Annotated in this window: 16 protein-coding genes and 2 pseudogenes; 9 read left to right on the top strand and 9 right to left on the bottom strand. The window is 62.2% G+C overall.

The window, feature by feature from the left end:
- Positions 1–231 precede the first annotated feature (231 nt).
- From AC1Q80_RS04800 to choX, 3 genes are read right to left on the bottom strand one after another with little or no spacing between them, the layout of a single operon-like run.
- On the bottom strand, positions 232–1233 hold the full coding sequence (locus AC1Q80_RS04800; RefSeq protein WP_492359752.1) for an NAD(P)H-quinone oxidoreductase: 1002 nt from the start codon (positions 1231–1233) through the stop codon (positions 232–234).
- A gap of 31 nt (positions 1234–1264) precedes the next feature.
- A complete protein-coding gene (locus AC1Q80_RS04795) occupies positions 1265–2119 on the bottom strand; it encodes an alpha/beta fold hydrolase (protein WP_492359751.1) in 855 nt (284 codons plus the stop codon).
- A gap of 2 nt (positions 2120–2121) precedes the next feature.
- Positions 2122–3057, bottom strand: a complete 936-nt coding sequence (gene choX / locus AC1Q80_RS04790) for a choline ABC transporter substrate-binding protein (RefSeq protein WP_492359750.1) — start codon at positions 3055–3057, stop codon at positions 2122–2124.
- Between the two features lie 103 nt (positions 3058–3160).
- Between choX and betI (AC1Q80_RS04785) the strand changes: the two genes are divergently transcribed.
- Positions 3161–3748, top strand: a complete 588-nt coding sequence (gene betI, locus AC1Q80_RS04785; protein WP_209787144.1) for a choline-binding transcriptional repressor BetI — start codon at positions 3161–3163, stop codon at positions 3746–3748.
- 52 nt (positions 3749–3800) lie between these two features.
- On the opposite strand, the gene AC1Q80_RS04780 is transcribed toward betI (AC1Q80_RS04785), so the two are convergent.
- The 3 genes from AC1Q80_RS04780 to AC1Q80_RS04770 all read right to left on the bottom strand — a co-directional run bounded on the left by AC1Q80_RS04780 (position 3801) and on the right by AC1Q80_RS04770 (position 6660).
- Positions 3801–5597: an EAL domain-containing protein gene (locus AC1Q80_RS04780; protein WP_492359749.1), complete on the bottom strand. Its 1797-nt coding sequence runs from the start codon at positions 5595–5597 to the stop codon at positions 3801–3803.
- A 200-nt stretch (positions 5598–5797) separates the two neighbouring features.
- Positions 5798–6085, bottom strand: coding sequence for a DUF3995 domain-containing protein (locus tag AC1Q80_RS04775; RefSeq protein ID WP_492359748.1), 288 nt, complete (start codon positions 6083–6085; stop codon positions 5798–5800).
- Positions 6086–6258: 173 nt separating this feature from the next.
- Entirely contained in the window at positions 6259–6660 is a 402-nt protein-coding gene (locus AC1Q80_RS04770; RefSeq protein WP_492359747.1) for a hypothetical protein, read from the bottom strand.
- An 85-nt stretch (positions 6661–6745) separates the two neighbouring features.
- On the opposite strand from AC1Q80_RS04770, the gene AC1Q80_RS04765 reads away from it, so the two are divergent.
- The gene (locus tag AC1Q80_RS04765) at positions 6746–7327 is read left to right on the top strand and encodes a TetR/AcrR family transcriptional regulator (protein ID WP_492359746.1); all 582 of its coding nucleotides are present in this window, start codon (positions 6746–6748) and stop codon (positions 7325–7327) included.
- Here AC1Q80_RS04765 and AC1Q80_RS04760 read toward each other — a convergent pair.
- Positions 7324–7872: an HdeD family acid-resistance protein gene (locus tag AC1Q80_RS04760; RefSeq protein WP_173419279.1), complete on the bottom strand. Its 549-nt coding sequence runs from the start codon at positions 7870–7872 to the stop codon at positions 7324–7326. The genes AC1Q80_RS04765 and AC1Q80_RS04760 overlap by 4 nt on opposite strands.
- Positions 7873–8017: 145 nt before the next feature.
- On the opposite strand from AC1Q80_RS04760, the gene betI (AC1Q80_RS04755) reads away from it, so the two are divergent.
- From betI (AC1Q80_RS04755) to betA, 4 genes are all read left to right on the top strand, one after another.
- Positions 8018–8620, top strand: a complete 603-nt coding sequence (gene betI / locus AC1Q80_RS04755) for a transcriptional regulator BetI (protein ID WP_173419278.1) — start codon at positions 8018–8020, stop codon at positions 8618–8620.
- Positions 8617–10152 carry a choline-sulfatase gene (gene betC / locus AC1Q80_RS04750; protein WP_173419277.1) on the top strand — a complete coding sequence of 512 codons (1536 nt, stop codon included), beginning with the start codon at positions 8617–8619 and terminating at the stop codon, positions 10150–10152. The genes betI (AC1Q80_RS04755) and betC overlap by 4 nt, the downstream gene beginning before the upstream one ends.
- Before the next feature lies 1 nt (position 10153).
- A complete protein-coding gene (gene betB, locus AC1Q80_RS04745) occupies positions 10154–11617 on the top strand; it encodes a betaine-aldehyde dehydrogenase (protein ID WP_492359745.1) in 1464 nt (487 codons plus the stop codon).
- A 243-nt stretch (positions 11618–11860) separates the two neighbouring features.
- Entirely contained in the window at positions 11861–13510 is a 1650-nt protein-coding gene (betA, locus tag AC1Q80_RS04740; protein WP_492359744.1) for a choline dehydrogenase, read from the top strand.
- Between the two features lie 114 nt (positions 13511–13624).
- Here the strand turns inward: betA and AC1Q80_RS04735 are convergent, their stop codons facing one another.
- Both AC1Q80_RS04735 and AC1Q80_RS04730 read right to left on the bottom strand, forming a co-directional pair.
- Complete coding sequence (locus AC1Q80_RS04735) at positions 13625–14104, bottom strand: DUF2214 domain-containing protein (RefSeq protein WP_173419274.1); 480 nt, start codon at positions 14102–14104, stop codon at positions 13625–13627.
- Positions 14101–14490, bottom strand: coding sequence for a DUF6152 family protein (locus AC1Q80_RS04730; protein ID WP_173419273.1), 390 nt, complete (start codon positions 14488–14490; stop codon positions 14101–14103). Before AC1Q80_RS04730 ends, AC1Q80_RS04735 begins: the two co-directional genes overlap by 4 nt.
- Before the next feature lie 241 nt (positions 14491–14731).
- On the opposite strand from AC1Q80_RS04730, the pseudogene AC1Q80_RS04725 reads away from it, so the two are divergent.
- From AC1Q80_RS04725 to AC1Q80_RS04715, 3 genes and pseudogenes are all read left to right on the top strand, one after another.
- Positions 14732–15385: pseudogene (locus tag AC1Q80_RS04725) on the top strand (MCP four helix bundle domain-containing protein); the annotation flags it as partial.
- Positions 15386–15511: 126 nt separating this feature from the next.
- Positions 15512–16798 (top strand): annotated as a pseudogene (locus tag AC1Q80_RS04720) (methyl-accepting chemotaxis protein); the annotation flags it as partial.
- A gap of 247 nt (positions 16799–17045) precedes the next feature.
- The gene (locus AC1Q80_RS04715) at positions 17046–17801 is read left to right on the top strand and encodes a phosphoadenylyl-sulfate reductase (RefSeq protein WP_492359743.1); all 756 of its coding nucleotides are present in this window, start codon (positions 17046–17048) and stop codon (positions 17799–17801) included.
- The last annotated feature ends 31 nt before the right edge of the window (positions 17802–17832 follow it).

The following is a 17832-nucleotide window of genomic DNA, read 5'->3' as shown; positions in this document are numbered from 1 at the left end:
GCCGCGCGAGGCGACCCTTTCCATGAGTTTTGGCCAAGTGGCTGGCCCGGGTTTGGGACCCGAAGGAAGGCGGGATCAGGTCGAAGATTGCCTCGACGTGTTCACCTCTCCCATGCCTGTCACGACGACCGAAATCTCATTAGACATTGGATCACCTTCCTTTCTGTTCGTTACCGATAGTTCCAAGGTAGGTGATTTTCGCGGGATTGCAAGGTCGACGAAGGTCGTACGTCAGCGCATCGTCATGACGATCTTGCCAATATGGTCGCCCTCTTCCATCATCCGGTGTCCATCTACCACCTTTTCGAACGGCAGCACCGCGTGGATGACGGGCGCCACCTTTCCCGCTTCCAGCAACGGCCAGGCAGATGCCAGCAGCCCGTCGCGGATCGCCTGTTTCTCCAACTCCGTGCGTGGGCGGAGTGCCGAACCCATGACGTGCAGCCGCTTCGTCAGGATCGGGGCGATGTTGGCCGCCTCGACCTTGGCACCGCCGAGAAAAGCGATGATCGAGAGGCGGCCGTCCTTGGCAAGCGAAGCGATGTTGCGATCGAAGTAGCGGCCGCCGACCATATCGAGGATAACGTCGACGCCCCGGCCGCCGGTTTCCTCAAGCACCACCGCCTTGAAGTCCTCGTCGCGATAATTGATCGCCCGTTTCGCGCCGAGCGCCTCGCAGGCGCGGCACTTCTCGGTGCTGCCGGCAGTGACGAAGACCTCTGCGCCCAGGGCTTTTGCCAGCTGGATCGCTGTGGTGCCGATGCCGCTCGAGCCGCCGTGGATGAGGATGGTTTCCCCGGCTTTCAGGCCGGCCATATCGAAGACATTGGCCCAGACGGTGAAGAAGGTTTCCGGCAATGCCGCCGCCTTCACCGCGTCATACCCTTTCGGCCAGGCAAGCGCCTGGGTTGCCGGCACCGCGGCGTATTCGGCATAACCACCGCCATTGGCGAGCGCGCAAACCTTGTCGCCGATGGAAAAACCTTGTGCGCCTTCGCCGAGCGCCACCACTTCACCGGCGACCTCCAGCCCGAGAATGGGGCTTGCGCCGGGCGGCGGCGGGTAATCGCCTTTGCGCTGCAACACATCGGGCCGGTTGATGCCCGCGGCCTCTACCCGCAGAAGAATGTCGCCCGGCTTGAGCGTCGGCAACGGTCCCGTCTTCAGCTGCATATTCTCCGGACCACCGGGGGACGGAAGATCGACGAAGGTCATTTCAGACGGAATCGGCATGGCGTAACCTTTCAAGTTTCACGCGCCATACCTAGCGCCGCGCATGCGTCGCGGAAAGGTCCGATGTCGATCCGGGCCAGCCGCCTTCGTCGCCGAGAAACGAAAGGACCAGCGCCGCGACCTCGGCCGGGTTTTCCCAATGCGGGTTGTGGCCGTGGCCTTCGAGCGTGATCGAGCGGACAGAGGCGAAGGTTTCTGCAAGAACTTGCCGATGGCCGACGTCAAAAAGCGGATCCTGTGCTCCCGCGATGCACAGCACCGGCGCCCTGACCTGCGCCGCACGCGACGTAAGGTCCGCCTCCGCGAGCGCATCCAGGAGCGTACGCCAAGTGCTTGTCGGGATGGCTGCTGCTTCGCGGCGCAGATGCATCAGGAACGCCGTGTCGACCGGCCGGCTGCAGGCATGCCAGCGATCGAAGAAGGCGTCGCCGGCGCCAAGCGGGTCCTTGAGGGCACGTATCGCTCGGGCGACATCCGTCCTTGGCCCGAAGTCCGGCTTGAGGCTCCCCGAGAGCAGGACGACTGCGCGGACCGCCTGCCGTCGACGGGCGGCAATTTCGATAGCAACCATCGCACCCATGGAATGGCCGACAAGCGCATATTCGGGAACGGCCAGCCGATCGACCAGACCATCGACATCGCGGGCGAGTTCGGCAACCGACAGCCCTTCCGTGGGCATCGAGCCACCGTGCCCGCCAAGGTCCGGAATGATCAGGCGATATCCGTCCAAGGATGGAGCAATCAGCGAAAAACTGCGGCTGGTATCGGAATAACCGTGTAACAGAAGGAGTGCCGGCCCCCGCCCGTGATCGACATAGGCGAACTGCCTGCCTCCGGGCAGTTCCATCCGCCGCTTGGCGGCCACCCACGACTGCTGGTCAATCACGCTCAAAGACCGAGCGCGGCTTTGACCGCCGCCAGCCCCGGCTGCCCGTCATAGGTCGTCACGCCCGCGAGCCATGTTTCGAGACGCTGCGGTTCTTGCCTAATCGACTTGACCCCTGCCTCGTCGGGCGACAGGCCGTCATTCATCAGATAGCCCATGCCGCGGTTCTCGAAATCGACATCGAAAACGAGGTTGTTCAGCAACCGAGCGACATTCGGGCATTCCTGGAGGTACCCCTTGCGGACCTGAGTCGCCACCGTCGCCGCGCCGAAGTTCGGGCCATAGAATTTGTCGCCACCCGTCAGGTACTTCACCGAGAACACGGTGTTCATCGGATGTGGCGCCCAACCCTGGAACACGATGAAGGCCTTGTCGCGTACCTTGCGCGTCACCTCGGACAGCATGCCCTGCTCGCTCGACTCAACCACTTCCCAGTCTGCCAGACCAAGATCCGGATCCTTGATCGCGTCGAGCATCAACTGATTGGAGCCCGGCTCGATGCCATACATCTTCCTTTCGAATTTCTCGGCGAAGGTTTTCAGATCCGAGAAATCCTTGACGCCCGCTTCCCAGACGTAGTCGGGAACGGCAAAGGTATATTTTGCCCCCTCGAGATTGGTTCGCACCATCTCGACCGAACCGTCCTCCCGGTAGGGCTTGTAGTAAGCGACCATCGCCGGATCCCAGTAGCCGAGAAAGACGTCGAGATCCTTGCTGCGCAGGCTCGTGTAGATGACGTCGATGCCGAGAAGCTTGCTTTCCGGCTCATATCCGAGCGCCTTCAGCAGGCTCAACCCGACGCCGGTCGTAAAGGCCAGATCGTTCCAGCCCGGCTCCGCCAACCGCACGCTTTTGCATGCCTGCGGATCGCCCGCAAAGGCGGAGCTCGTGGCGGTCAACAGAGCAGCGGCAGAAATCAGGCTCTTCCAATGCAGCATCACGATCCCCCAATTGTCCATCCGGACTTTAAATTGACCCATGGGTCAACAATTGATCTTCCTGGAAAGTTTGTCAATGTGAGAATCGCTGGGGAGAAGACGCATGCGATTGACGAAGATCAGCGAGATCAGGCGCCGCGAGCTGCGGCGGGCGGCCTTCGAGGTCTTGCAGAAAGAGGGAATGGCCGGGGCGACCCTGGAAAAGGTGGCGACACATGCCGGCGCCTCCAAGGGCATCGTACTGCATTATTTTGCCAACAAGCAGGAGCTTTTCGAGCATGCCATGCGCGAGGCGAATGCTGCCTTAAAGGAAGCGGTGGTCGAACGGCTGAACCGCGCGCGCACGCCGCTTGAGCGGCTGGACGCAATCATCGAGGCCAATTTCGAGGAGCGCTTCTTCCAGCCCTCCGTCTGCCATGCCTGGCTGTCGCTTTGCGCCGAGGTGCCGCGCGAACCGCAACTGGCGCGGATTCAGACGATCATTCATGCAAGGATGCGGTCGAACCTGCTGTCGGCGCTGACGCACATACTGCCGGCGGGCGAGTGCGAAGCTGTGGCGCTTGCCATTACGTCGTTGATCGACGGGTTGTGGCTGCGGCTCGGGCTGCAATCGGAAGGACTGACACGCGACATGGCACTGGCCCAGATGCGCGACTACCTCGTCCACCGCCTGCCGAAAACCCAGGACTAGATTGGCGCGGCGGCACTGACTGCCGACGACAAGGTGTTTGCCAATCCACGCGTCAGACGCCGAGCGCCTCCAGCACAAGCCCGCCGGGGCTGGCCTTGGCGCGGGACTTGATTTCGGCGATGCGGGCGCTGACGGCCTGGCCATCCGAGAAGACGAAGCCCTCCGGCAGCCCGAGAACGGCAATCGAACAGCGCATCAGCGGAAAATCCTTGGCCGTGCCATCGCGGCCATGACCGCTGATGCGCCCCTCGGCCTGATGCTCCGGCAGGTAAAGCTGGCGCACGTCGGAAGCGAAATCGTCCTGCAGACGGTGAAGAACGGCCTGCAACTCGTCGACGGTGCAGCCGCTGATGCCGACGAAGAAATCGTCGCCGCCGACATGGCCGAGGAATTTTTCCTCGCCGATGAAGTGCCGCCGCAGCAGGGCTGCGAAAAGCGTGATCGCCAGATCGCCCTTCTGGAAACCGTAGGTATCGTTGAAAGGCTTGAAATTGTCGAAGTCGCAGTAACAGAAATAGCGGGGCTGATCACCATCGAGGATCGCATCCTGAACGTAATCGCGGATGGCGCGGTTTCCGGGCAACCCGGTCAGCGGGTTTTGCTCCTGCGCCGTCTTCAGCTGCTTCTCATTGATGATCTTCAACAGTGACGATGCCGACAGGATGCCGGCGTAGCGCATGTTTTCAGTCAGGATTACGCAGTCGCTGCCGTCCATGCCGGCAAAGATCTTCAGCATCTCGTCGGCCGGCGTATCGAGATCGGCGATCGGCGCGGGGCTTGCGAAATGCGAGATGCGGCGCTGGTAGAGCCGGTTCTTCAGAAGGTCGCGGCCGAAGGGATGATAGATCATCTCCTTGACGTGGTACTCGTGCAGGATGCCGCGTGGCTCGCCATTGGCGTTGAGCACCGGAAAGAAGGCCTGCCGTGGATTCAACCGGAAAAGATCGAAGACGGATTCGAGCTCATCGCTTTCGCGCACCGCCGGCAACTGTTCGATCTGCTTGCGGATGAGGATGCTGTCGAGCGTGGCCGACGACCGGTGGCCGCCGCCGTTCAGGGCCAGATGCGGATAGGTCGGCTGCAATTCACTTAGGTGCGTCGTCGGCCGGGCGATGAAATAGCCCTGTACCAGGTCGCAGCCGAGATCGCGGCAGGTCTGGAACTCGGCTTCGGTCTCGACGCCCTCGGCGATCACTCTGGTTCCGAGCACATGTGCGGTGTTGACGGTGTGGCGCACGAGGTGACGCTTGCGCGCATCGGCGTCGATACCGGAAATGAAATGCCGATCGATCTTCACGTAATCGACGGGTTGATCGCAGAGCAGCTTCAAGCCGTTGAAACCGGCGCCGAAATCATCGATGGCCAGCTTGAAGCCGGCGAGCCGGAGTTCGCGCACCAGCGCCGAAAAATCCGGCATCTTGCCGCTGTCGAAACGTTCCGACAGCTCGAAACACAGGGACGACGGCGCGATGTTGGCGCGCTTCAGATGATTGACGAGGCGCTCGACGATGGCGTTTTCGCCGCCGACCAGGCGCGAATCGAAGTTCAGGAACAGCGTACGGGTCGAAAACTCCGGCAACGTTGCAAAGGCGGCCACGGCACGGCTGTTGACCATATGCTCCAGCGCCAGCAGCTGGCCGGCCTCCTCCGCCTTGTCGAGCAATTCGAGCGGCGAGGCAAAGCCCAGCTTCTGAAAGCCGCGCATCAGCGACTCGTAGCCGAAGACGGCCCCGGTTGCCGCCTCGACGATCGGCTGGAAGGCGCTTTCGATCACAAGCTTAGCAAGCGTTACGATCTGGTCGTCGCCGAACCGGCGAAGCGAGAGAATTTCGGCGGGGGCGGCGGACATGCCGGGCTCCAGAAGATTGAGAACGGACGATCGGACGGCCGCAGGATGGCGGCCAACGGTCAACGAAGTCTTTCCTCAATATGAAGCTTTGATGAAAGCTATGTGACAGCTTCGCCAGTACTGGTCATTGTCGAACTTTCTAATAAAATCAGTGGTTTCATCAAGTTTTCCGAAATTGCCGAAAATGCCTCGCAACAGGTTCAGGCGGAAGCGAGAACGATGACATAGGCGGCACCGATGAGCAGGCACAAAGGCCCGTAGATATGCCGATCGAGCGTCGCGAACGGCTCCTGCGGATGACGCCTGCGGAAGATGGGCAGGAGCGCAAGACTGCCACGGACAAGAAAGATTGTCGCGAGAACCACCATCCCCGTCCACAACAGGTTCGCCGGCAGGCCCGATGGCACACCCGAAACGAACATCGGCGGCAAAAGGCCGGCAATGAAGATCAGGAGTGCGACCGCCATCGTCAATCCCGTGGGCGGCATGGTCTCCAGGCCGGGCGCTCTTCACGAGCGACGCTTCATCGCAGCCCGGCCAGAGTCCACCATATGCCCAATAGGCGTGAAGGGCTGATATCACCGAAAGAACAAGGCAAATTGCCGAAGCAGACACAAGTGCGACCAACTTATCCTCCCTCGCAAGGTTGGGGCCACCGCACTCAGGCGGCCAGCCGGCTCAAGTCCGACGGCGCGGAACGCAAGCCCACCAGAGCGAGAGCGGAAATCAGCAGGAACACGGCCCACTGTGGCGTCTGCCAGAGCGTCCCGACATAGGCGAGCCCGTAGCCGATGAAGAGGCCGGCATAGCCGAGATATTGCGCGACGACGGCACCGGTGAGCGCCTCGCGATATCGGCGGCTGATCGATGCCCAAAGCAATGCGACGCTGTTGACAGCAAGAACCGCCGACGTCGCATGCCAAAGCAGCGACACATAGACCTTGAGCACCGGCGGCATATCGATGGCAAGCAACGGATCGTGCACATCGGGTCCGCCCGCCAGCACATGAATGCCCGTGGTCAGAAGGGAAATTGCTGCTGCCGAAAGAAGCCAACGATTCATGATCTCGTCTCCAAAAACGCACCATACGGCAGCGTATGTAGGCGCGACCATTGCGCATGTCAATACGGTGGCGTATGGGTGCGACATGATGACGAAAACACCTCTTTCGGGCGAAGACTGGATCAAGGCGGCCTTCCGTGCGCTGTCTTCAGGCGGCGTGCAGGCGATCAGGGCAGAGGCGATCGCGCGCGATCTGAAGGTCAGCAAAGGTTCGTTCTACTGGCATTTCAAGGATGTGCCCGATCTCAAGGCGCAGATGCTGGAACACTGGGCCGGCCAAGCCACGGATGCCATCATCGCCGATGTCGAAGCGAACGACGGGTCGGGGCGCGAACAACTGAGGCTGCTGGTGGAGGCTGCCACCGATGATCGCAACCTCGCTTATGGTGGCGTGCGGACGGAAGGTGCGATCCGCGAATGGGCGCGTTACGACAGTGCCGCTGCGGCTGTACTCAAGGCCGTCGACCAGCGGCGGCTCGCCTATGTCGCCGAACTGTTTGCGCGATGCGGCTTTTCGGCCAGCTCAAGCCGAAGCGGCGCGAAAATTCTCTACGGCGCCCTGATCGGGCTGGAAGCGCTCGCGACGGGCGAGCTTGCCGATCTGCGCGCCGACATGTTCGCGTTGCTTTCAGCGCTTCTTGAGAGCGGCGGCAGGCAGGGAGCCTAGGCCTTCGCCAGGACCCCGAAGGCAATCAGCGACAGACCCTGCATCACCAGATCCACCGCCAGGAACAGGCCGAGGATCCACAAGCTGTTGACCGGCCAACCGGCGGCAATGATGAGACCGGCGACAAGCGTCACCAGACCGCCAAGCGCGACCCATCCCCAACCCTGGATCGGCCGCAGCTTGAAGCTGACCCAGATGCGGAAGCAACCGGCGACGATCAACGCTATGGCCATCAGGACAGTGAGGACCGACGAGGCCAGCACCGGATTGATGAAGGCGAAGAGCCCGGCAATGGCGTAGCAGGCGCCGCTCAGGACCCAATAGAGCACACTGTCCCAGCCCTTGACCTGGAAGGCGTGGGCGAGATTGAACAGGCCACCGATCAGCATGATCAGTCCGACGTAATAGACCGAAGCCACCGTCGCCATCAGCAGGTTGCCGAAGGCAAGACCGCCGCACATGATCAAGAGCACGCCGAGCGCGACGAACCATCCCCATTTGCCGGCAACCGCCGCCTTGCCAGCCGGATCGAATGCATAGGTCATTTCAACCTCCAGTCCTTCGACTATCCAGAACGCCACCATCGGATTGAGCCGGATTTCTCTGCAAAAAGAAAGCAAAAACGTCCAAGTTTTTTATTGATTGATGAGTCAATCAAAAATAAACTAACGATCGTCAAGGGAGAGACAGATGCCCAAGGTCGGAATGGAACCGGTGCGCCGAAAGGCGCTGGTGGACGCGGCGCTGCGCGTGATCGGCGATCAGGGCACGCTTGCCGTCACCATGTCCGACATCGCCCGCCGTGCTGGCGTCTCCCCCGCCCTTGCGCATCACTATTTCGGCAGCAAGGAGCAATTGCTGATCGAGACCGTGCGTAGCCTTCTAAGGCAGCTGCGCGACGATACGGTGACGGCGCTGAATGCGGCGACAGCGCCGCGCGAAAAACTGAGCGCTCTGATCCGCGTCTCGTTCCAGGCAAGCCAGTTTGCGCCCGACACCATTGCTGCATGGCTCGCCTTCTATTCCGAAGCCCAGCGTTCGGAGGACGTGCGCCGCTTCCTCGTCGTCTATGCCCGGCGGCTGCGCTCCAACCTGGTGGCGAACCTGAAAGTCCTTTGCCCCGTCGATGACGCGGAACGCATTGCGGAAGGCGCAGCTGCGATGATCGACGGGCTTTACATCCGCCAGAGTCTGCGCTCCGCGCCGATCGGCATCGAAGCCTCGATCGCGTTGACCGAAGACTATGTCACCTCGCATCTCGACCAGCTCTACCGCCAAGGACGGCCCGCATGACCGCCAGACCGAACATCCTGATCATCATGGTCGACCAGCTGAATGGAAAGTTCTTTCCCGACGGCCCGGCGGATTTCCTGCATGCGCCGAACCTGAAGACCCTTGCCGCGCGCTCCGCCCGCTTTCGCAACAATTACACCTCTTCGCCGCTTTGCGCGCCAGCCCGCGCCTCGTTCATGGCGGGGCAGCTGCCGAGCCGCACCCGCGTCTATGACAACGCCGCAGAATACCAGTCGTCGATCCCGACCTATGCCCATCACCTGCGCCGCGCCGGCTATTACACGGCGCTATCAGGCAAGATGCATTTCGTCGGGCCGGATCAGTTGCATGGTTTCGAGGAGCGGCTGACGACCGACATCTATCCCGCCGATTTCGGCTGGACGCCGGATTATCGCAAGCCCGGTGAGCGCATCGACTGGTGGTATCACAATCTCGGCTCGGTCACCGGCGCCGGTACCGCCGAGATCACCAACCAGATGGAATATGACGACGAGGTCGCCTTCCTCGCCAATCAGAAGCTCTACCAGCTGTCGCGCGAAAACGACGATGCAGGCCGCCGCCCGTGGTGCCTCACCGTCTCCTTCACCCATCCGCACGACCCTTATGTCGCACGCAAGAAATTCTGGGATCTCTACGAGGGTTGCGAGCATCTTCTGCCAGAGGTCGGCATGCTGGCGGAGGAAAAGCAGGACCCGCATTCGAAGCGCATCATGCATTCCTGCGACTACGGCAACTTCGACCTCACCGAAGACAATATCCGCCGCTCGCGGCGCGCCTATTTCGCCAATATTTCCTATCTCGACGAGAAGGTCGGCGAACTCTTGGACACGCTGACTCGCACCCGGATGCGCGACAACACGCTGATCCTGTTCTGCTCGGATCATGGCGACATGCTCGGCGAGCGCGGCCTCTGGTTCAAGATGAACTTCTTCGAGGGCTCGGCCCGCGTGCCGCTGATGGTGGCGGGCCCCGGCGTGACGCCCGGCCTGCACCTTGCTCCGACGTCAAACCTCGACGTAACGCCGACGCTTTGCGACCTTGCCGGCATCTCGATGGACGAGGTGAAGCCCTGGACCGACGGTATCAGCCTGGTGCCTGCCATCAACGGCGAGGAGCGCACCGAGCCGGTGCTGATGGAGTATGCGGCGGAAGGCTCCTACGCACCGCTGGTCGCCATTCGCGAAGGCAAATGGAAATACATCCACTGCGCACTCGACCCGGATCAGCTCTACGATCTCGAGGCCGACCCGCTGGAGTTGAACAACATCGCCGCCAATCCCGAAACGCCAGTGCACTCGGCAACGCTGCAGGCATTCCAGGACATGTGCGCCGCCCACTGGGACATGGAGGCCTTCGATGCCGCCGTGCGCGAAAGCCAGGCCCGGCGCTGGGTGGTCTATGAGGCACTGAGAAACGGCGCCTATTACCCCTGGGACCACCAGCCGCTGCAAAAGGCATCCGAGCGCTACATGCGCAACCATATGAACCTCGACAATCTCGAGGAATCCAAACGCTATCCGCGGGGAGAATGACATGAAAGCCCAACCGCAAGCCTCGCACTTCATCGACGGCGAATATGTCGAGGACACCGCCGGCACCGTCATCGAGAGCATCTATCCGGCAACCGGCGAAGTGATCGCCCGGCTGCACGCGGCAACGCCCGCGATCGTCGAAAAGGCGATTGCCGCTGCCAAGCGCGCCCAGCCGGAATGGGCCGCCATGAGCCCGACGGCGCGCGGCCGCATCCTCAAGCGCGCCGCCGAGATCATGCGCGAGCGCAACCGCGAGCTTTCCGAACTCGAGACGCTCGACACCGGCAAGCCGATCCAGGAAACGATCGTCGCCGACCCGACATCGGGCGCCGATAGTTTCGAGTTCTTCGGCGGCGTCATCGCCACCGCGCTCAACGGCGACTACATCCCCCTCGGCGGCGACTTCGCCTACACCAAGCGTGTGCCCTTAGGCGTCTGCGTCGGCATCGGCGCCTGGAACTACCCGCAGCAGATCGCCTGCTGGAAGGGCGCGCCGGCGCTTGCCGCCGGCAACGCCATGGTGTTCAAGCCGTCGGAAAACACCCCGCTCGGGGCGCTGAAGATCGCGGAAATCCTGATCGAGGCCGGCCTGCCGAAGGGCCTATACAACGTCATCCAGGGCGACCGCACCACCGGACCGCTGTTGGTCAACCATCCTGACGTCGCCAAGGTTTCGCTGACCGGTTCGGTGCCGACCGGCAAGAAGGTGGCGGGTGCTGCCGCCGCCGAACTCAAACATGTGACGATGGAGCTTGGCGGCAAGTCGCCGCTGATCGTGTTCGAAGACGCCGACCTCGAAAGCGCCATCGGCGGCGCCATGCTCGGCAACTTCTATTCCACCGGCCAGGTCTGCTCGAACGGCACCCGCGTCTTCGTGCAGAAGGGCATCAAGGACGCGTTCCTCGATCGCCTCAAGGCTCGCACCGAAGCGATCATCATCGGTGACCCGATGGATGAGGCGACCCAGCTCGGGCCGATGGTGTCGGGCGCACAACGCGACAAGGTCTTCTCCTATATCGAAAAGGGCAAGTCAGAAGGCGCGCGTCTCGTCACCGGCGGCGGCATCCCGAACGCGGTGAGCGCCGAGGGCACCTATATCCAGCCGACCGTCTTCGCCGACGTCACGGACGACATGACAATCGCGCGCGAGGAAATCTTCGGCCCAGTGATGTGCGTGCTCGACTTCGACGACGAGGCCGAGGTCGTCGCGCGCGCCAATGCCACCGAATTTGGCCTGTCGGCCGGCGTCTTTACCGCCGACATCACCCGCGCCCATCGGGTGGTCGACCAGCTGGAGGCCGGCACGCTGTGGATCAACACCTACAATCTCTGCCCGGTCGAGATCCCCTTCGGCGGTTCCAAGCAATCCGGCTTCGGACGCGAGAATTCCGTGGCGGCGCTCAACCACTACAGCGAGTTGAAGACGGTTTACGTCGGCATGGGGCCGGTGCAGGCGCCGTATTGAGATTGGGGGCTTGCCCCTCACCCTAACCCTCTCCCCGCCAGCGGGGAGAGGGGACGTGGCCGATCTGCACGCCCGGCCGGGACAGGCATACGGAACGCCCAAGAGGATGTGTGGGACATGACCGCAACGTACCTTCTCCCCGCAAGCGGGGAGAAGGTGGCGGCAGCCGGATGAGGCGCGCATCCCTCACCGCACCGATGAGGGGCATGCCGCTGGCAGCCAGGTAGAAGAAAGAGCACGACTATGCAGGCAGATTACATCATCATCGGCTCCGGCTCGGCCGGTTCGGCGCTCGCCTACCGCTTGTCGGAGGACGGCAAGCATTCGGTGCTCGTGCTCGAATATGGCGGCTCTGATATCGGGCCGTTCATCCAGATGCCGGCAGCGCTTGCCTGGCCGATGAGCATGGATCGCTACAACTGGGGCTATCATTCCGAGCCCGAGCCGAACCTTAATAACCGGCGCATCACCGCGCCGCGCGGAAAGGTCATCGGCGGCTCCTCCTCGATCAACGGCCTTGTCTACGTTCGCGGCCACGCCGAGGACTTCAACCGCTGGGAGGATCTTGGCGCACGCGGCTGGGCCTATGCGGATGTGCTGCCCTACTTCAAGCGCATGGAGCATTCTCACGGCGGCGAGGCCGGCTGGCGCGGCACCGACGGGCCGTTGCACGTCAAGCGCGGGCCGGTGAAAAACCCGCTGTTTCACGCCTTCATCGAGGCCGGCAAGCAGGCCGGCTTCGAACTGACCGACGACTATAACGGCTCCAAGCAGGAAGGCTTCGGCCTGATGGAGCAGACCGTCTGGCAGGGCCGCCGCTGGTCGGCGGCAAACGCCTATCTCCGGCCGGCGATGAAGCGGCCGAACGTTTCGCTGCTGCGCTGCTTTGCCCGCAAGGTGGTGATCGAAAACGGCCGGGCGAACGGCGTCGAGATCGAGCGCGGCGGCAAGATCGAGATCGTAAAGGCGAACCGCGAGGTAATCGTCTCGGCCTCCTCCTTCAACTCGCCGAAACTCCTGATGCTTTCGGGCATCGGGCCGGCGCAGCACCTGAAGGACATGGGCATCGAGGTCAAGGTCGATCGACCCGGCGTCGGCGCCAATCTGCAAGACCATATGGAGTTCTATTTCCAGCAGGTCTCGACCAAGCCGGTCTCGCTCTATTCCTGGCTGCCCTGGTTCTGGCAGGGTGTCGCCGGCGCGCAGTGGCTGCTGTCGAAGGGCGGTCTCGGCGCCTCCAACCAGTTCGAGGCCTGCGCTTTCCTGCGCTCGGCGCCGGGCGTCAGGCAACCCGACATCCAGTACCATTTCCTGCCGGTCGCCATCAGCTACGACGGCAAGGCGGCGGCGAAGAGCCACGGTTTCCAGGTGCATGTCGGCTACAACCTGTCGAAGTCGCGCGGCAACGTCACGCTTCGGTCGTCAGACCCGATGGCCGACCCGGTCATCCGCTTCAACTATATGAGCCACCCGGAAGACTGGGAGAAATTCCGCCACTGTGTGCGCCTCACCCGCGAGATCTTCGGCCAGCAGGCTTTCGACCAGTATCGCGGGCCGGAAATCCAGCCGGGCGAGAAGGTGCAGACGGACGACGAAATCGACGCCTTCCTGCGCGAGCATCTGGAAAGCGCCTATCATCCCAGCGGCACCTGCCGGATGGGCGCCAAGGACGACCCGATGGCCGTGGTCGACCCGGCGACGCGTGTCATCGGCGTCGATGGCTTGCGCGTCGCCGACAGCTCGATCTTCCCGCACGTGACCTACGGCAACCTCAACAGCCCGTCGATCATGACCGGCGAAAAGGCCGCCGACCACATCCTCGGCAAGCAGCCGCTTGCCCGGTCCAACCAGGAGCCGTGGGTCAATCCGCGCTGGGCCGTCAGCGACAGATAGGGATTGTTCGATGGCGCCATCTGCGCGCCATCGCCGCTACGATCTCGACCATGCGACCGCCACCGGCCCGCTGCCGGTGCGGCTTTGCACGCCAAAAATCAGTGATCGCCTGTTTCAAAGAAAGCCGATCCAGCGGCCGGCCAGCAAAGCGCCGGGCCAGACGAGCAGGGAAATTCCGGCGGCCAGCCGCACAGTACCTGCGATCGGGCCGCCAGCTGCAACCGTCCGCCAAGCGTCGCTCGATTGCAGGAGAATGGCATTGACCGCTCCAACCGCCAGCAATGCCAGCTTTATGAGGAATGCCGGATTGCCCGCATAGGCCGCCGGTCGCACGCTGAAGAGGCAGAAGCCGGTTACGACCACGAGGGCCAGACCAACTGCGGCTGCGCGCGAGAGGAAGGGGCCAAGCACTTCCAGCGAAGTGTTGCCGAAAAAACCGAGCAGCCGCAGGTCCAGCGGCACAATCGCACCGACCAGAAGCGCGATCGCCAGGATGTGTCCCGCGTTGACGACGAGATAGAGGATCGCGGATCGACGCATCGCCGATGCAAGTGGCCAGGCCGCGATCGCTTCAAGCAACTCGGCCGCGCTCATCCACCGGTCCGGATGCGTTCCGGATAGATGTCAAAGGTCTTGCCGCCGATGCTGACGCGGACCGCCTTTAGGCGCTTTTCGGCCGGATCGAGCGAGCGATTGCCGAGAACGACGATCTGATCGCCGACATTGGCAACACCCTCGACAAAGCCAGAGCGCTCCGTCTGCCTGGGATTGCCCAATTCGATACGCCACAGTCCATCCTTTTCGGTTTCGACTTGGAGCGTCGGGTGCGGCGGTGCCATCGAGATTTCGCGGATCGTGCCTGACAGCTCGATCTGGTCGGCTTCGGCCCAGGACCAGCCATGATGGGCGTAGGCGCCGGAAACCAGAAGCATCACCCCCATGCTTGCGATAAGAACGCGGCGAGGAAAGAACACGAACATCGGCCACTCCTTCATTTGCCTTGGAGACCTGGAGATTGAACCCGAAGCTCCGGAGGCGAAAGCATCTGTCGTTCAACAAATCTTGAGCGAAGGGCAGCGTTCTGCAGTCCGACAGTCGGCCTCGCCGCAAGTCACGAACTGATGGTTGCATAAGTGTTATTCAACAGCTTAAAATTTAGCCATTTTTAATCTCCACCTGTTATGTCTATATCAGACGGAGTGAACGCTTGGCGGATGTGCCATGACGGCAATCGGCTGCAAAGATTTTGCGTGCTCCATCGGACCATCGTCATCTCCCTTGCCAAGGCAAGCACGCCAACTGATGTCCAAGCGGTACGTCCGCAGCCATCGGACGAGGACGAATTTGCCTTGCGGGCAACCGAAGAGCGTTTCCATGACAATCAAAGCACGCCTGCTTATTTGTTTGTCGCTGCTCGCCGTGGCCATGCTGGTCATGATCGTCACGGCATTCAATGCGATGACATCGATTTCCAAGCGCACAGAATCCATCGTTGCCGATCGACTGGTGCCAGTCGATCAGTTGAAGACAGTGTCGGACATGTATGCGGTCGAGATCGTCGACACCACCCACAAGGTGCGCAGCAGCGCCCTCGGCTGGGGCGCCGGCAAAGAAGCGATCACGGCAGCCCTTTCCACGATCGACACGCAATGGCGCGCCTACGAGGCGACCAGGTTGACGCCGGAGGAAAAGACGCTCGCGGAGAGCTTCGATAGTGCACGGGTGGAAAGCGACGCTTCGATCCGCGCGCTCATGCAGATCCTCGATCGCCAGGACAAGGCGGAACTCGAGCGCTTCGTCGATGCCCGGCTCTATCCCGCGGTCGATCCCCTCGCCGTGCCGATCAGCGAACTGATCAAGTTGCAGCTGTCCGTGGCAAACACCGAACTCAGGGCAGCGACCACCGAAAAGAACACCCTGACGCTTTGGCAAACGGTGATAGCCGGCCTCGCACTCGCCACACTCGCAGCAACGGTGTGGTTCGTCATCTCCGGACTTTTCCGCCCGCTTTCGAAGCTGCGCGAAGCGATGCGGCAGCTTGCCGCCGGCAACCTCAAGACATTGATCTACGGTGAAGGGCGGCGGGATGAAATCGGCCAGATGGCAGGCGCCGTCGCCGTATTCCGCGACAATGCGCTTGAACGCCAAAGACTGGAACAGGACGCGGAGGCAAGCCGCTCGCTTTCGGAGCGCGAGCGCGAACAGCGCGAGGCACAAAAGGCCAGGGAAACTGCGGAAGTGCAAGCGGCCGTCGAAGCGCTGGCCTTCGGGCTCGACCGCCTTGCCGAAGGCGACCTGACCTATCGTATCCGCACGCCGCTTGCCGAGCGGCTCGACGCGCTTCGCACCAACTTCAACAGTTCGGTCGGCAATCTGGAAGATGCCCTGCGCTCCGTCGGCGACAATGCCCGCAGCATCAATGCCGGCGCCAGCGAAATTCGCTCGGCGGCGGGTGACCTATCGAAGCGGACCGAACAGCAGGCAGCCTCCGTCGAGGAGACGGCCGCTGCCCTCGACCAGATCGCAACGACAGTCGCCGACGCAAGCCGGCGCGCCGAGGAAGCCGGAAGTCTGGTCACCAGAACCCGCGGAGCGGCGGAAAAATCCGGCGAAATCGTCGGCAACGCCGTCACCGCCATGAGCGGCATCGAGGCCTCTTCGCGAGAGATCTCCAGTATCATCGGCGTTATCGACGACATCGCCTTCCAGACGAACCTCCTGGCGCTCAATGCCGGCGTCGAGGCTGCTCGCGCCGGCGAGGCCGGCAAGGGTTTTGCCGTGGTCGCCCAGGAAGTACGCGAACTCGCCCAGCGCTCGGCCCAGGCCGCCAAGGAGATCAAGGTGCTGATCGCCACCTCCGGCGCCCAGGTCAAATCCGGCGTCAGCCTGGTGCGCGAGACCGGAGCGGCACTGGAGGGCATCATTGCAGAGGTGCAGGAAATCAGCGCCCACGTGACGGCCATCGTCGAAAGCGCCCGCGAACAGTCGGCCGGAATCCAGCAGATCAACACGGCGGTCAACTCGATCGACCAGGGCACCCAGCAGAATGCGGCGATGGTGGAGCAGTCAACGGCTGCAAGCCATAGCCTCGCTCGGGAGGCCGGTGCGCTCAACGATCTCCTGATGCGTTTCAAGACCGGCAACGGCCAGACGCATCCGGTGCATCTCGTCGGATCCCCCTCCGTCGAGCAGGCAGCCTCTTCGCCAGCACGCACGCTCAACCGCAGGCTTGCCGCCGTCTATCGCAGCCCTGCGGCCCAACAGGAGAAGGGCTGGGCAGAATTCTAGCCGGCGCGAATACCCAACCACCGATTGGAACGCGGACCGAAAGGCCCGCGCTTTTCATGTAATGGCCGGGCCAACGGCGCCAAGGCAAGTATAAAGTCTAGTAAATTACTAGTTTACCTTGCGTTTTTCGCTGGTTTTCGATCTGAGAGGCAGATTTGCTCCAAACGCCCGGCATTAGAAACCGCTATTTCTGTCCCTTCTCACGTGCGGCTGCGATATTCCTGAATAGTTGGAACAGGACGCAGCCATGACCACGTCACCCCTCGATGCCACCGCAAAAGCTTTGAACGAAGCGCTTGAAGGCCTGGACCTCGCGGAACGTCTCGCGTTCGTCGCCGAGCTTGAAGGTCGCGCCGTCTTTACCACGTCGCTCGGCATCGAGGATCAGGTGATTACCGCCGTCATCGGCAAAAACGATCTCTCGATCGACGTCGCAACGCTGCAGACGGGCCGCCTTTTCAACGAAACCGTGGCGCTGATCGACAAGACGGAAGAGACCTACGGTATCCTGATCAAGCGTTTTCACCCGGAGAGCGCCGATGTCGACGCCTATGCCGCGCAGTACGGCGCCAACGGCTTTTACGACAGCGTCGAAGCCAGGCATGCCTGTTGCGACGTGCGCAAGCTTAAACCCCTTGCGCGCGCACTCGAGGGCGCCGGCTACTGGGTGACAGGACTTCGCCGCGGCCAGTCCGGCAACCGGGCAACGACGCCCTTTGCCGAAGCAGATGCAGAGCGCGGCCTCATCAAGATCAATCCGCTCGCCGACTGGGACATCGACACCATCCGTGCTTACGTTACCGCGAATGACGTTCCCGTGAACCCGCTGCATGCCCGAGGCTATCCCTCGATCGGGTGCGAGCCCTGTACCCGCGCCATCAAGCCGGGCGAGCCCGAACGGGCCGGCCGCTGGTGGTGGGAGAACGACGAGAAGCGCGAATGCGGTCTCCACGTCCCCGAGGCAACCACCTCAACTATCCCGAACACGAGCAGCGCCGCCTGAGGGCAGGCGCGCTCCTCAAAAGACAAGATCC

It is taken from the genome of Ensifer sp. GW823-FHT05D09, assembly GCF_058795755.1.
This window is presented reverse-complemented; position numbering and strand designations above follow the sequence as displayed.